Raw genomic sequence first — 13,515 nt, 5'->3', positions numbered from 1 at the left:
GCGATGTCGCAACCATCCGTCAGGAGTATTTCAAGCAATGGCTATCCCCCACACGTTCAGGGCTTCGGCCCTCGCGCTCGGCGTCCTCGGCGCGCTGGCATTCGCGCCCGCGCAGGCCTCCGGCTTCCAGCTCAAGGAGAACAGCGTCAAGGGCCTCGGCTCCGCGTTCGCCGGCTCCGGCGTCAACCCGGGCGACGCTTCGGTCGTGGTCAACAACCCCGCCACGATGACGCAGTTCGAAGGCACCACCGTGCAGGCCGACCTGTCGGTCATCGACCTGAGCTACCGCTTTGAAGGTTCGGGCACCGACGCGCTCGGCCGTCCGCTGACCGGCGGCGACGGCGGCGAAGCCGGCGACGTGACCCCGATCCCGGCGTTCTCGGTGATCCACAAGCTCGACAACGGCCTGGCGTTTGGCGCCATGGTCAGCGCACCGTTCGGCCTCAAGACCGAGTACGACCACGACTGGCAGGGCCGCTACTTCGCCGACACCTCCGACGTGAAGATCGTCAACCTGACCTTCTCCGCGGCGCTCGACGTCACCGACCGCATGTCGGTCGGCATCGGCGCGGTGTACTCGAAGGCCGACGTGACCCTGTCCAAGGCCGTCGACTTCGGCACCCTGCTGTTCTCCAACCCGGCCACCCGCCCTTTGCCGTTCGCGCTCCCGCAGGCCCGTGACGGCCACGCCGAGATCGAGGGCGACGACACCGGCTTCGGCTGGCTCGCCGGTGTCAACCTGCGCCCGACCGACCGCCTCTCGCTCGGCGTGAGCTACCAGTCCGAGATCGACTACGAGCTGCGCGGCACCGCCGAGTGGACCGTGCCGGGCGACGTGCGCACCGTGTTCAACAGCAATCCGATCACCGCACAGCTGTTCCAGGACGGCGGCGCCGGCGCCAAGCTGACCACGCCGTCCACCCTGGCCGTCGTTGCCCGCTACGACTTCACCGACCGCTTCGCGATGATGGCCAACTGGGCCGAGACCGGCTGGTCGTCGCTGCGCGAGGTGCGCGTCGAGTTCGATCGCGCCGATCCGGATTCGGTCGAGCCCTTCGAGTGGAAGGACACGGCGTTCGCGTCGCTGGGCGCCGAGTACAAGCTCAATGACGCCTGGACCCTGCGTGGCGGCGTCGCGCACGACGAGACCCCGACCAGCATCGAGCACCGCACCCCGCGCCTGCCCGATGCCAACCGCAATTGGTACTCGATCGGCGCCACCTGGAAGGTCAGCGATGCGATGGACGTGGACTTCGCGTTCACCCATCTGAAGCCGAAGGACCCGAAGGTCGACATCACCAGCGGCGGCAGCACCATCACCGGCCCCTACGCCGGCGACGCCAACCTGTTCGGCGTGTCGGCGCAATACCGCTTCTGATCGCAGTGCAATGTGTTGCATGAAGGGCCCCGAAAGGGGCCCTTTTTTATTGTTGTTCCCGATCCAGCGCCCGGGCCTAGTCGGGTATCAGCACGAGGCCGTTGGCGGAGCGGACCGCCGCGACGCCCGTGCCCGGCGGCAATGCGCAGCTCACCGTGGTGTAGGGGCCGGCGCCCGGCGTGTTGATCTCATCCCACTTCAGTGCGTAGGGCGAATCGATCTGCGTGCCGGCCGGGACGGCGACCGACTTGGGGATGTACGCGATGGTGAGCCCACCCGCGCCGTAGCTGAAGCTGACGCCAGTGCAGTTGATCGTGGCGGCCGTGGCGGAGCTGTTGACGAAGGTCACTGTGACGCCGAAGTCCGGATCGTTGAGTTCGGCTGCGGTGAATTGCGGCACCGCGCAGGAGACGAACGCGATCGCCGTTCCCTCGTTTTGCAGCGCCAGCGGACGCTTCCGGACCTGGCCCTCGAACGCGGGCAGCGCCGCTTGGCAGACGCCGGGGCCCTGCGCCTTCATGTCCAGGAAGGCGGCCCGTGCGGGGGCCTGCGTCGGCGCAAGCATGGCGGCGAGTGCGACGCACGCGAGCGCGCCGGTGTGGATCGTTCCCATTCCCCTCTCCCGTGCGCCGCCGGCCGGCGGCGCACCGACTATATCGGGGCAGGGGCCGCGGCTGCCATCACTCGCCCAGGGTCAGCAGCGAGGCGTTCCCACCGGCCGCGGTGGTGTTCACGGTGACCGTCTTTTCGGTCGCGAAACGCGGCAGGTAGTGGGGGCCACCCGCCTTGGGTCCGGTGCCCGACAGGCCCTGGCCGCCGAACGGCTGCACGCCCACCACGGCGCCGATCTGGTTGCGGTTGACGTAGATGTTGCCCACCCTGGCGCGCGACACGATGCGGTCGATGGTCTCGTCGATGCGCGAATGGATGCCCAGCGTGAGGCCGTAGCCGGTGGCGTTGATGGCATCCACCACCGCGTCGAGCTCGTCCGCCTTCCAGCGCAGCACGTGCAACGCGGGGCCGAAGTTTTCCCGGGTGAGCTCGTCGAGCGCGCCGATCTCCCAGGCGCGCGGGGCGAAGAAGGTCCCGTGCGCGGTGTCCTCCGGCAAGTGCGCCGCGGCGATCAGGCGCGCACCGCGCATCTCCACGGCGTGCTCGTCGAGCAGCGCGCGGGCGTCGGCGTCGATCACCGGGCCGACGTCGGTCGAAAGCTGCCCGGGGTCGCCGACCACCAGTTCCGCCATCGCGCCAGCCAGCATGTCGACCACCTTGTCGGCGATGTCGGCCTGCACCAGCAGCACCCGCGCCGCCGAACAGCGCTGTCCGGCGGAGGTGAACGCGGAGCCGAGCGCGTCCTTCACCAGCTGCTCGGGCAGTGCCGACGAGTCGGCGATCAGCGCGTTCTGGCCGCCGGTTTCGGCGATCAGCACGCCGATCGCGGCGTCGCGCGCGGCCAGCGCGCGGTTGATCGCGCGCGCGGTGGCGGTGGAGCCGGTGAACGCCACGCCGGCCACCCGCGCATCCGCGGTCAGCGCCGCGCCGACGGTGGCGCCGTCACCGGGCACCAGCTGCAGCACCGCGGGCGGAACACCCGCCTCGTGCAGGAGCTCGACCGCGGCATGCGCGATCAGGTTGGTCTGTTCGGCCGGCTTGGCGATGACGCTGTTGCCGGCGGCCAGCGCCGCCGCCAGCTGGCCGGCGAAGATCGCCAGCGGGAAATTCCAGGGGCTGATGCAGACGAACACGCCGCGGCCTTCCAGCTGCAGGGTGTTGCTCTCGCCGGTCGGGCCGGGGAGTGCTTCGGGGGCGAACAGCTTGCGCGCCTCGCCGGCGTAGTAGCGCAGGAAGTCGACCGCTTCGCGCACCTCGGCCACGCCGTCGGGAATGGTCTTGCCGGCCTCGCGCGTGCACAGGGCGATGAACTGCGGCATGCGCTGCTCGAGCAGGGTGGCGGCGTGCTCGAGGATCGCGGCGCGCGAGGCCGCGGGCGTGGCGTTCCAGCCCGGCTGCGCGGCAACCGCATTGGCCAGCGCGCGCTGCACCGTGTCCGCGTCCGCGGCCTGCCAGCGGCCGACGCGTTCGCGACGGTCGGCGGGATTGCTGACCGTGATCCATGCGCCGCCCGGCGTGGCGCCCGGCACCAGCGGCGCGGCCTGCCAGTCGGCGGTCGCGGCCTGGACCGCGGTGGCGAGTGCACGCAGCTGGTCGTCGTCTGCGAGGTTGATGCCCATGGAGTTGGTCCTTTCGATGCCGTGGCTGCGGTACAGGTCGGCCGGCAGCGGGATGCGCGGGTGCGGAATGGATGCGAAGGCCGACACCACGTCGACCGGGTCGCGGACCAGGTCGTCGATGGCGACCGATTCGTCGGTGATGCGGTTGACGAAACTGGAGTTGGCGCCGTTTTCGAGCAGGCGCCGCACCAGGTACGGCAGCAGGTCCTCGTGGCTGCCGACAGGCGCGTACACGCGGCAGGGCACGCCCAGACGATCGGCGGGGATCACCTCGTCATAGAGGTCGTCACCCATGCCGTGCAGCTTCTGGAACTCGAACGGACGCCCGGCGGCCAGCTGGTGCACCGCGGCGATGGTCTGCGCATTGTGCGTCGCGAACATCGGGTAGACCGCGTCGCCGGCGTCGAACAGGCGGCGCGCGTTGGCCAGGTAGCTGACGTCGGTGTTGGGCTTGCGGGTGAACACCGGATAGCCGGCATGGCCCTCGACCTGCGCGCGCTTGACCTCGGCGTCCCAGTAGGCGCCCTTGACCAGGCGCACCGGGATGCAGCGCCCGCCGCGGCGCGCGAGCCCGGCGATCCAGTCGATCACGAACGGCGCGCGCTTCTGGTAGGCCTGCACCACGATGCCGAAGCCCGCCCAGCCGGCCAGCGACGGATCCAGCCAGGCCGCTTCGATGACGTCCAGCGACAGCTCCAGGCGGTCGGCCTCCTCGGCGTCGATGGTCAGGCCGATGCCGTGGCCGCGCGCGCGCTGCGCCAGGTCCAGCAGGCGCGGCGCGAGCTCGGCCAGCACGCGCGCGCGCTTGGCGTGCTCGTAGCGCGGATGCAGTGCGGACAGCTTGACCGAGATCGACGGCGCGACGATGGCGTCCGCCGGCTGGCCGGCATCGCGGCCGATGGCGTCGATGGCGCTGCGGTAGGCCTCCAGGTAGCGGTCCGCGTCGCGCTGCGTCAGTGCGGCTTCGCCGAGCATGTCGAAGGAGTAGCGGTAGGCGGCGTTGCGGCCCTTGCGCGCACGTGCCAGCGCCTCGCCGATGGTGCGCCCCATCACGAACTGGTGGCCCATGATCTTCATCGCCTGGCGCACCGCCAGGCGGATCACCGGCTCGCCGACGCGGCCCACCAGGCGCTTGAACGCACCGTGCACGTCGCGCTTGGTGTCATCGGCCATGTCGACCAGGTGGCCGGTCAGCATCAGGCCCCAGGTGGATGCGTTGACCAGCACCGAATCGGACTGGCCGACATGGCGCTTCCAGTCGGCTTCGCCGAGCTTGTCGCGGATCAGGCGGTCGGCGGTGTCCTGGTCGGGGATGCGCAACAGCGCTTCGGCCACGCACATCAGCAGCACGCCTTCCTCGCTGCCCAGGTCGTACTGGCGCATGAAGGCTTCGATCGCGCCCTGGTCGCCGGCGCGGCGGCGCACGCGCTGCACCAGGTCGGTGGCGGTCGCGGTGATCGACACGTTGGCGTCCGCTGGCTGGCGCGCCGCATCGAGCAGGGCGCGGACGCGATCGCTTTCGTCGGCAAGCCAATGGGCGGTGATGGCCGCGCGCAGCGGTTCGGGCGGCGGCGGCAGGGCGCCCAGGGGCAGGTCGGTCACGGCGGGTCGGCGGGTATCGGCGGGAACCGGAGATTCTAGCTGGCCGCGGCGCCGCGCGTGCCCGCCAGCGGACGCTCGCGTCGCTTCAGCTTGCCGGTCAAGGTTGGCGACGGCTACCATCCGCATGATTGCCCGCCCGGTCATCGGGGGTGGCCGGTCCTTGTTCCCCGGAACATCGATCTCCGATCAACCGTTCCAGCTGGCGGCACACGGCCGCAGATCGACGACATTTGGGGTTGCACGCATGATGCAGGCGCGATTCTTGCGGTGGGGTATGGCGGCCTTGGCTTCGGCGCCGATGATGGCGCTGGCGCAGGCGGGCGACGCGAAGCCGTGGCAGCTGAACATGGGCCGGGGCGTGACCGCGACGTCCATCAACGCCTACGACGCGCACATGTTCGCGCTGTGGGTGTGCGTGGTCATCGGCGTGATCGTGTTCGCCGCCATGGCCTATTCGATCTTCGCGTTCCGCAAGTCGAAGGGTGCCGTGGCGTCGCAGATCAGCCACAACACCACGGCCGAGGTCATCTGGACGGTGATCCCGGTGATCCTGCTGGTGATCATGGTCTGGCCGGCCACCACCAAGCTGATCGCGATGTACGACACCCGCGCGTCCGAGATGACCGTCAAGGTCACCGGCTACCAGTGGATGTGGAAGTACGACTACCTCGGCGAGGACGTCTCGATCACCAGCCGCATGGATCGCGAGCATGACCGCATCCGGCAGAGCGGCGAGCGCCCCGACCCGGCCGTCCACCCGTACTACCTGCTCGAGGTCGACAACGAGCTGGTGGTGCCGGTGGACACCAAGATCCGCTTCGTGATCACCGCCGATGACGTCATCCACTCCTGGTGGGTGCCGGCGCTGGGCTGGAAGCAGGACGCCATCCCGGGCATCGTCAACGAAGCCTGGACGCAGATCTCCGAGCCCGGCGTGTACCGCGGCCAGTGCGCCGAGCTGTGCGGCAAGGACCACGGCTTCATGCCGATCGTGGTGCGCGCGGTGCCCAAGGCCGAGTACCAGGACTGGCTGGCGGCCGAGAAGGCCAAGACCGCGCCGGCGCCCGTCGCCGTGCCGGTGCCCACGCCCGAAGTTGCCCCGGACGCCGCTGAGGAAGCCGCGCCCGCCACCGCCCAGACCACTTCCGCCGTCGCCGCACCCGCGGCCGGCTGATCGAACGACTTCACGAGGCAAGGCAGTCCATGGCCACCGATACCGCAACCGTCGCCGTCCACGGCGAGCACCACGACCACAAGCAGGGCTTCGTCGAGCGCTGGTTCTTCTCCACGAACCACAAGGACATCGGCACGCTCTACCTGCTCTTCAGCTTCGTGATGTTCATCATCGGCGCGGCGATGAGCGTGGTGATCCGCCTCGAGCTGGCGGTGCCCGGCCTGCAGCACGTCAACCCGCACTTCTTCAACCAGATGACGTCGATGCACGCGCTGGTGATGATCTTCGGCGGCATCATGCCGGCGTTCGTGGGCCTGGCGAACTGGATGATCCCGCTGCAGATCGGCGCGCCGGACATGGCGCTGCCGCGCATGAACAACTGGTCGTTCTGGATCCTGCCGTTCGCGTTCGCGATGCTGCTGATGACGCTGTTCCTGCCCGGCGGCGGCCCCGCCGGCGGCTGGACGCTGTACCCGCCGCTGTCGCTGCAGGGCGGCTCCAACATGGCGTTCACCATCTTCGCCATCCACATGATGGGCATCAGCTCGATCATGGGCGCGATCAACGTGATCGCCACCGTGCTCAACATGCGCGCGCCCGGCGTCGACCTGCTGAAGATGCCGATCTTCGCCTGGACCTGGCTGATCACCGCGTTCCTGCTGATCGCCGTGATGCCGGTGCTGGCGGGCGCGGTCACGATGCTGCTGACCGACAAGTTCTTCGCGACCTCGTTCTTCAACGCGGCCGGCGGCGGCGACCCGGTGATGTACCAGCACATCTTCTGGTTCTTCGGGCACCCCGAGGTCTACATCATGATCCTGCCGGCGTTCGGCGTGGTCTCCGAGATCATCCCGACCTTCAGCCGCAAGCCGCTGTTCGGCTACCAGGCCATGGTGTACGCCACCGCGGCGATCGCGTTCCTGTCGTTCATCGTCTGGGCGCACCACATGTTCACCGTGGGCATGCCGCTGGGTGGCGAGATCTACTTCATGTTCGCGACCATGCTGATCTCCGTGCCCACGGGCGTGAAGGTCTTCAACTGGGCGAGCACGATGTGGAAGGGGTCGCTGACGTTCGAGGCGCCCATGCTGTGGGCGATCGCGTTCGTGGTCCTGTTCACCATCGGCGGGTTCTCGGGCCTGATGCTGGCCATCGTGCCGGCCGACTTCCAGTACCACGACACCTACTTCGTGGTCGCGCACTTCCACTACGTGCTGGTGACCGGCGCGCTGTTCGGCATCATCGCCGCCGTCTACTACTGGTGGCCCAAGTGGACCGGGCGCATGTACAACCAGGGCTTGGCCAAGTTCCACTTCTGGTGGAGCGTGGTGTTCGCCAACGTGCTGTTCTTCCCGCAGCACTTCCTGGGGCTGGCCGGCATGCCGCGCCGCATCCCGGACTACAACGTGGTGTTCGCGGACTGGAACCTGGTCAGCTCGATCGGCGCGTTCGGCATGTTCATCACGCCGTTCCTGATGTTCGGCATCCTGTACCACTCGCTCAAGCGCGGCGCGATCGCACCGGCCCGCGCCTGGGAAGGCGCGCTGGGCCTGGAGTGGACCGTGCCGTCGCCGGCGCCGCACCACACCTTCCAGACCCCGCCGGTGATCCGCCCGGGCGACCTGGCGCACGGCGATTTCGAGCACCTCGACTACGACGATGCGAGCGCCCACGCCGACAAGGCCCGGCAGAGCAATGTCCGCGAAGCGTGACCCGCAGGCTGGCGATCCGCGCGTGGCGGCACAGCGCCGCCGCGCCATGCGCACCGCGCTGGCGCTCGCGCTGGTCGCGGTGGTCGTGTACGTCGGCTTCATCCTGTCCGGGGTGATCGGGCGATGAGCAAGAAGACCTCCGGCATCGCCAAGATGCTGCTGGCCTCGCTGGCGGCATTCGCGTTCACCTTCTCGCTGGTGCCGCTGTACCGCATCGCCTGTGAAAAGGTGTTCGGCATCCGCCTGGACAACACCGCGGTCGATGCCGGCGCCTATGCCACCGGCGGTGCGGACGCCGAGGCGCGCGTGGTGACGGTGGAGTTCGACGGCGGCGTGAATTCCAAGCTGCCGTGGTCGTTCCGTCCCAACCAGTTCACCATGCAGGTGCGCGTGGGCGAGCAGTACGAGACCACGTATTACGCGCACAACAACAGCGACCGCACGGTGGTGGGCAGTGCCACTCCGTCCGTCGCGCCGGCGCGCGCGTCGGGCTATTTCGCCAAGACGGAATGCTTCTGCTTCACCGCGCAGACGCTGCACGCCGGCGAGACACGCGACATGCCGGTACGTTTCATCATCGACCCGTCGCTGCCCAAGGACGTCAAGACGATCACGCTGTCCTACACCTTCTTCAAGAACGACGTCCTGACCGCGCGCGAGCAAGTCGCGGGCACGGCGTCGGCCCACGTGCCGCGCGCGGCACCCTGATCAGGCAACAACGGAAACCGACATGGCACAGGCCCACGCCACGCAGCACGACCCCAACGCCTACTTCGTCCCGCACCACAGCAAGTGGCCGCTGTTCGCGTCGGCGGCGTTGTTCGTCACCATGTTCGGCCTGGCGAGCTGGTTCAACGAGGTCGACTGGGGCCGCCCCATGTTCTTCGTCGGCATCGCCGGCCTGGCGGCGATCCTGTTCAAGTGGTTCGCCGACGTGATCCTCGAGTCGGTGTCGGGCTACTACAACAAGCAGGTCGACGGCTCGTTCCGCATGGGGATGGTGTGGTTCATCTTCTCCGAGGTCATGTTCTTCGGCGCCTTCTTCGGCGCGCTGTTCTACGCGCGCATGCTGGTGCAGCCGTGGCTGGGCGGCGCCGGCGACGGCATGATGACCAACGTGCTGCTGTGGGAGGGCTACACACCGGCATGGCCGTCGGCTGGCCCCGGCAATGTCGGTGGCGTGTTCCAGACCATCCCGGCGTGGGGCCTGCCGCTGCTCAACACGCTGATCCTGCTGTCGTCCGGCGTCACGCTCACCATCGCGCACCATGCGCTGAAGGCCGGCCACCGCAAGCCGCTGATGTGGTTCCTCGGCGTCACCGTGCTGCTCGGCTGCCTGTTCCTGTTCTTCCAGGTCGAGGAATACATCCACGCCTACCGTGAGCTCAACCTCACGCTGGGCTCGGGCATCTACGGCTCGACGTTCTTCATGCTGACCGGGTTCCACGGCGCGCACGTCACGCTCGGCACGCTGATGCTGGCGATCATCTGGCTGCGCTGCGCCAGGGGCCACTTCAGCAGGGACGACCATTTCGCGTTCGAGGCCGTGGCCTGGTACTGGCATTTCGTCGACGTGGTGTGGCTGGGCCTGTTCCTGTTCGTCTACGTGCTCTGACCCGGGCACTGCGTGTGTCGGGCCGCGCCTGGCGCGGGCCGACACAACAAGAAAAGCGACGGCATGCCGTCGCTTTTTCATCTCGCGGCCAGGGCCGCGCGCAGCGGTTCAGCCGTTGATGCCGTGCGGCGTGATCCAGCCCATCCAGATGGCCAGGACCACCAGCAGGATCAGCGCGACCGACAGCGCGATGCGCCTGGTCAGCGCGTTCACCGTACGCTTGGTGGTGCCGCGGTCGACCAGCATGTAGTACAGGCCGGCACCGAGGTTCCACACGATCAGGATCAGGAACGCGATGATCAGCAGGGTTTTGAGGGAATCGCTCATGCTGGCCTCCAGTGGGCCGGGATTGTCGCCGGCATTATCGCAGCCGGTAGGCGCGCCGCGGTGAGCCACCGCGCGACATGGGCGGTTGTCGGCTGGCTGCTCGCGATCCTGGTGATCGCCGCGTTCTGCATGCTCGGCACCTGGCAGCTGGGGCGCCAGCACGACAAGCAGGCGACGCTCGACGCGGTGGCCGCCACCCTTGCCGCGCGCGCGGCGCAGCCGCTGTCGGTCGCGGCCGACACGGCACGCGCGCAGGGCTATGACTGGGCCAGCGGGCGGGGACATTTCGCCGAGGCGCCGGCCGTCCTCCTCGACAACCAGCAACGCGACGGACGCAGCGGCGTGCGCGCCTACCGCGTGTTCATTCCCGACGCCGGGACGCCGCTGCTGGTCGAGCTGGGCTGGCTGCCGGTGCCCGGTGACCGCAGCATGCCGGAGGTCCCGCGTCCGCATGGCGAGATCGATGTCGCCGGCATGCTGGCGCCGCCGCCCTCGCTCGGCATTGGCGGCACGGCGCTGGCGCCGGCGCCGGGCAACGCCGACGCCCTGGTGGCGGTCGGGCTCGCGCCATCCGGACTGGCCGCGGCGCTCGACCAGCCGCGGCTCGCCGCGCGCGTCTTGCGCCTCGATCCCGACCTGCCGCTGGGCTACGCGCGCGACCTCGACATGCTCGCCAACACGCTGCCGCCGGAGCGCCATCTCGGCTACGCGGTGCAGTGGTTCGCGCTGGCCGCCGCGATGCTGGTCATCGCGCTCATCCTCAGTTTCCGCAGGACCCGCCGATGAACATGCCCGCTCCCGACCACCCCGACTTCGTACCCACGCGCAGGCGCAACCGCACCATGCTGGTGGCGATCGTGGTGATCTTCATCGGCAGCGTGCTGGCCGCGGGTGCACTGCGCTTTTCCGGCTGGCGGCCCGCCGGCATGAAGAACCACGGCGAGTTGCTGCAGCCGCCCGGTGACCTGCGCGGCTCGGCGCCGATCCTGGTCGATGGCGGCGAGTACGCCTGGAACCCGGTCGATCGCACCTGGCGCATCCTGGTCGCCCCGCCGGCGAGCTGCACCGACGCCTGCGTCACGCTGTCGCGCGACCTCGACACGGTCTGGCGCCTGTTCGGGCGCGAAGCCGACCACGTGCACGTGCTGTGGGTGGGCACGCCGCCGGAGGGCGTCGAGCGCAATCGCGCATGGCGCGTGCTGCAGCCCTCACAGCAGCTCTCGGCCGCACTGCCCGGCGTGGATGTCGGCGGCGCGGACGGCGTGCCGGTGTATGTTGTCGACCCCAACGGCTTCGTGATCCTGCGCTACGCGCCCGGCTTCGATGCCGGCCACCTGCGCCAGGACATGGCGCGCCTGCTCAAGCTGAAGTGATGACCGCCACGCAATCCGCGCGCCCAGGGCCGCGCTCCGTCCACCGCCACTTCCATCGCATCGCCTGGCTGGCCGTCGGGCTGGCGCTGTGCGTGATCGTGTTCGGCGCGTTCGTGCGCCTGTCGAACGCCGGCCTGAGCTGCCCGGACTGGCCGACCTGCTACGGCCGCGCCGCGTGGCCGCAGGCCGCGCACCAGGTGGCCGACCACGCGGCCTCCGCGATCCGCCCGTTCGAAACCCACAAGGCCTGGCGCGAGCAGCTGCACCGCCATCTCGCGGCGACGCTGGGCGTGCTGGTGCTGGTGCTGGCGCTGCTGGCCGCGCGCCGCGAGGCGTGGGGCATCGCGCGCATCGTGCTGGCCGCGGCGCTGGTGGCGCTGGCGATCCCGCTGTACATGCAGGGGCAGCACGTCGCGGCCTCGGTGCTGGCCATCCTCGGCGAGGCGATCCTGCTGTTCGCGGCGCTGCGCCGCGCCGGGAGCGATCTGGCGCGAACATCCGCGATCACGCTTGCGGTGATCATCTTCCAGGCGCTGCTGGGCATGTGGACGGTCACCTGGCTGCTGAAGCCCCTGGTGGTCATGGGGCATCTGCTGGGCGGGCTGCTGACGCTGTCGCTGCTGGCGTGGATGGCCTGGCGCGCCACCGATCGTCCGATCGTGCTGGCCGACGCGCAGGCGATGCGCCGCGTGCTGTGGGTGGCGCTGGCGGCACTCGGCGTGCAGGTCGCGCTGGGTGGCTGGGTGAGCGCCAACTACGCGGCGCTTTCATGCGGCGCCGGCAGCTGGTCGGCCGACAACTTCCCGAAATGCGTGGGCCTGTGGGTACCGCCGACCGACTTCGCCGAGGGCTTCGTGCTCTGGCGCGGCATCGGCGTGGACTACGAGGGTGGCGTGCTCGACGGCGCGGCGCGCATCGCGATCCAGCTCGCGCACCGGATGATGGCGGTGGTCGCGGCCGCCGCGCTGCTGTGGGCCGCGGTGCGCGCGCTGCGCACGCCCGGCCTGCGCGGCTGGGGCAGCACCCTGGTGGCGCTGACCGTCGCCCAGGTCAGCCTCGGCATCCTCAACGTCAAGCTGGCGCTGCCGCTTTCGGTGGCGGTGATGCACAACGCAGGCGCGGTGCTGCTGCTGTTCGTGCTGGTCTCGCTGCTCGCGCGCCTGCGCGCGGTGGACTGACATGCGCGCACCCTTCGACCAGTACTGGCAGCTGACCAAGCCGCGCGTGGTGGCGCTGATCGTGTTCACCGCGCTGGTGGGCATGTTCCTCGCGGTGCCCGGCCTGCCGCCGGCGCGGCAGGCGATCTTCGGCCTGCTCGGCATCTGGCTGGCGGCGGCATCGGCGGCGGCGATCAACCACCTCATCGACCAGCGCATCGACCGGCTGATGGTGCGCACCTCGCAGCGGCCGCTGGCGACCGGCGCGCTCAACCCGGCGCAGGTGCTGGCGTTCGCCGTGTTCCTGGGCGCGGCGTCGATGACGATCCTGATCGCGCTGGTGAATCCGATCACCGCGGTCCTGACGTTCGCGTCGCTGATCGGCTACGCCGTGGTCTACACCGGCTTCCTGAAGCGTGCCACGCCGCAGAATATCGTGATCGGCGGCATAGCCGGTGCCGCGCCGCCGCTGCTCGGCTGGGCGGCGGTCACCGGCATGCACAACCAGTGGGACTGGGCGCACGCGCTGCTGCTGGTGCTGATCATCTTCGTGTGGACGCCGCCGCACTTCTGGGCGCTGGCGATCTTCCGCCGCGAGGACTACGCGCGCGCGCTGGTGCCGATGCTGCCGGTGACCCACGGCGTGGAGTACACCCGCTGGCAGATCCTGCTGTACACGGTGTTGCTGCTGGTGGTGAGCGTGCTGCCGTGGGCGGTGGGCATGAGCGGCCTGTTCTACCTCGGCGGCGCGCTGGTGCTGGGCCTGGTGTTCCTCTGGTACGCGTGGCGGCTGATGGATCCGCCGGACGACTTCTTCCCGATGCGCGTTTTCAACTACTCGGTCGTGTACCTGATGGCGCTGTTCGCGTTCCTGCTGGTCGACCACTGGCTGCTGCCCTGGCTGCAGCCGCTGCCGCTGTTCGAGCTGCAGCGGGTGGGGTAGCGA

Annotated in this window: 12 protein-coding genes and 1 pseudogene; 10 read left to right on the top strand and 3 right to left on the bottom strand. The window is 69.4% G+C overall.

The features are described 5' to 3' along the window. The first annotated feature begins 37 nt into the window (after positions 1-37). Positions 38-1,378: a porin gene (locus JHB91_RS08910; protein WP_199472456.1), complete on the top strand. Its 1,341-nt coding sequence runs from the start codon at positions 38-40 to the stop codon at positions 1,376-1,378. Between the two features lie 76 nt (positions 1,379-1,454). Here JHB91_RS08910 and JHB91_RS08905 read toward each other — a convergent pair whose 3' ends face one another. Both JHB91_RS08905 and putA read right to left on the bottom strand, forming a co-directional pair. Further along, positions 1,455-1,991: a hypothetical protein gene (locus tag JHB91_RS08905; RefSeq protein WP_199472455.1), complete on the bottom strand. Its 537-nt coding sequence runs from the start codon at positions 1,989-1,991 to the stop codon at positions 1,455-1,457. Between the two features lie 67 nt (positions 1,992-2,058). Beyond that, the gene (gene putA / locus JHB91_RS08900; RefSeq protein WP_343225076.1) at positions 2,059-5,211 is read right to left on the bottom strand and encodes a bifunctional proline dehydrogenase/L-glutamate gamma-semialdehyde dehydrogenase PutA; all 3,153 of its coding nucleotides are present in this window, start codon (positions 5,209-5,211) and stop codon (positions 2,059-2,061) included. A 244-nt stretch (positions 5,212-5,455) separates the two neighbouring features. Between putA and coxB the strand changes: the two genes are divergently transcribed. From coxB to JHB91_RS08875, 5 genes and pseudogenes are all read left to right on the top strand, one after another. Continuing rightward, complete coding sequence (gene coxB, locus JHB91_RS08895) at positions 5,456-6,385, top strand: cytochrome c oxidase subunit II (protein WP_233348292.1); 930 nt, start codon at positions 5,456-5,458, stop codon at positions 6,383-6,385. A gap of 29 nt (positions 6,386-6,414) precedes the next feature. Further along, positions 6,415-8,031, top strand: a pseudogene (gene ctaD, locus JHB91_RS08890) (cytochrome c oxidase subunit I); the annotation flags it as partial. A 49-nt stretch (positions 8,032-8,080) separates the two neighbouring features. Continuing rightward, positions 8,081-8,224, top strand: a complete 144-nt coding sequence (locus JHB91_RS08885; RefSeq protein WP_199374703.1) for a hypothetical protein — start codon at positions 8,081-8,083, stop codon at positions 8,222-8,224. Then, positions 8,221-8,805: a cytochrome c oxidase assembly protein gene (locus JHB91_RS08880; RefSeq protein WP_199472454.1), complete on the top strand. Its 585-nt coding sequence runs from the start codon at positions 8,221-8,223 to the stop codon at positions 8,803-8,805. Before JHB91_RS08885 ends, JHB91_RS08880 begins: the two co-directional genes overlap by 4 nt. A gap of 22 nt (positions 8,806-8,827) precedes the next feature. After that, positions 8,828-9,712: a cytochrome c oxidase subunit 3 gene (locus tag JHB91_RS08875; protein WP_199374708.1), complete on the top strand. Its 885-nt coding sequence runs from the start codon at positions 8,828-8,830 to the stop codon at positions 9,710-9,712. 108 nt (positions 9,713-9,820) lie between these two features. On the opposite strand, the gene JHB91_RS08870 is transcribed toward JHB91_RS08875, so the two are convergent. Next, a complete protein-coding gene (locus JHB91_RS08870) occupies positions 9,821-10,039 on the bottom strand; it encodes a twin transmembrane helix small protein (protein WP_199375131.1) in 219 nt (72 codons plus the stop codon). A gap of 60 nt (positions 10,040-10,099) precedes the next feature. Here JHB91_RS08870 and JHB91_RS08865 point away from each other — a divergent pair, with 60 nt between their 5' ends. The 4 genes from JHB91_RS08865 to cyoE are packed head-to-tail and all read left to right on the top strand — an operon-like array spanning position 10,100 to position 13,512. Next, on the top strand, positions 10,100-10,825 hold the full coding sequence (locus JHB91_RS08865) for an SURF1 family protein (RefSeq protein WP_343225075.1): 726 nt from the start codon (positions 10,100-10,102) through the stop codon (positions 10,823-10,825). Between the two features lie 2 nt (positions 10,826-10,827). Next, positions 10,828-11,412: a hypothetical protein gene (locus JHB91_RS08860; RefSeq protein ID WP_199472709.1), complete on the top strand. Its 585-nt coding sequence runs from the start codon at positions 10,828-10,830 to the stop codon at positions 11,410-11,412. Continuing rightward, positions 11,412-12,590, top strand: coding sequence for a COX15/CtaA family protein (locus tag JHB91_RS08855; RefSeq protein WP_199472453.1), 1,179 nt, complete (start codon positions 11,412-11,414; stop codon positions 12,588-12,590). Before JHB91_RS08860 ends, JHB91_RS08855 begins: the two co-directional genes overlap by 1 nt. Before the next feature lies 1 nt (position 12,591). Beyond that, on the top strand, positions 12,592-13,512 hold the full coding sequence (gene cyoE / locus JHB91_RS08850; protein WP_199472452.1) for a heme o synthase: 921 nt from the start codon (positions 12,592-12,594) through the stop codon (positions 13,510-13,512). Positions 13,513-13,515 lie beyond the last annotated feature (3 nt).

It is taken from the genome of Luteimonas sp. MC1828 (assembly GCF_016461615.1).
Classification (GTDB): Bacteria; Pseudomonadota; Gammaproteobacteria; order Xanthomonadales; family Xanthomonadaceae; genus Luteimonas.
Note: the sequence above shows the minus strand (reverse complement) of the source record. Positions and strands in the feature narration are given on the sequence as shown.

Coding starts and splice junctions, on each gene's coding strand:
- JHB91_RS08910 (WP_199472456.1), top strand. CDS start 38: ATGGCTATCCCCCACACGTTCAGGGCTTCGGCCCTCGCGCTCGGCGTC.
- JHB91_RS08905 (WP_199472455.1), bottom strand. CDS start 1,991: ATGGGAACGATCCACACCGGCGCGCTCGCGTGCGTCGCACTCGCCGCC.
- coxB (WP_233348292.1), top strand. CDS start 5,456: ATGATGCAGGCGCGATTCTTGCGGTGGGGTATGGCGGCCTTGGCTTCG.
- JHB91_RS08885 (WP_199374703.1), top strand. CDS start 8,081: ATGTCCGCGAAGCGTGACCCGCAGGCTGGCGATCCGCGCGTGGCGGCA.
- JHB91_RS08880 (WP_199472454.1), top strand. CDS start 8,221: ATGAGCAAGAAGACCTCCGGCATCGCCAAGATGCTGCTGGCCTCGCTG.
- JHB91_RS08875 (WP_199374708.1), top strand. CDS start 8,828: ATGGCACAGGCCCACGCCACGCAGCACGACCCCAACGCCTACTTCGTC.
- JHB91_RS08870 (WP_199375131.1), bottom strand. CDS start 10,039: ATGAGCGATTCCCTCAAAACCCTGCTGATCATCGCGTTCCTGATCCTG.
- JHB91_RS08860 (WP_199472709.1), top strand. CDS start 10,828: ATGCCCGCTCCCGACCACCCCGACTTCGTACCCACGCGCAGGCGCAAC.
- JHB91_RS08855 (WP_199472453.1), top strand. CDS start 11,412: ATGACCGCCACGCAATCCGCGCGCCCAGGGCCGCGCTCCGTCCACCGC.
- cyoE (WP_199472452.1), top strand. CDS start 12,592: ATGCGCGCACCCTTCGACCAGTACTGGCAGCTGACCAAGCCGCGCGTG.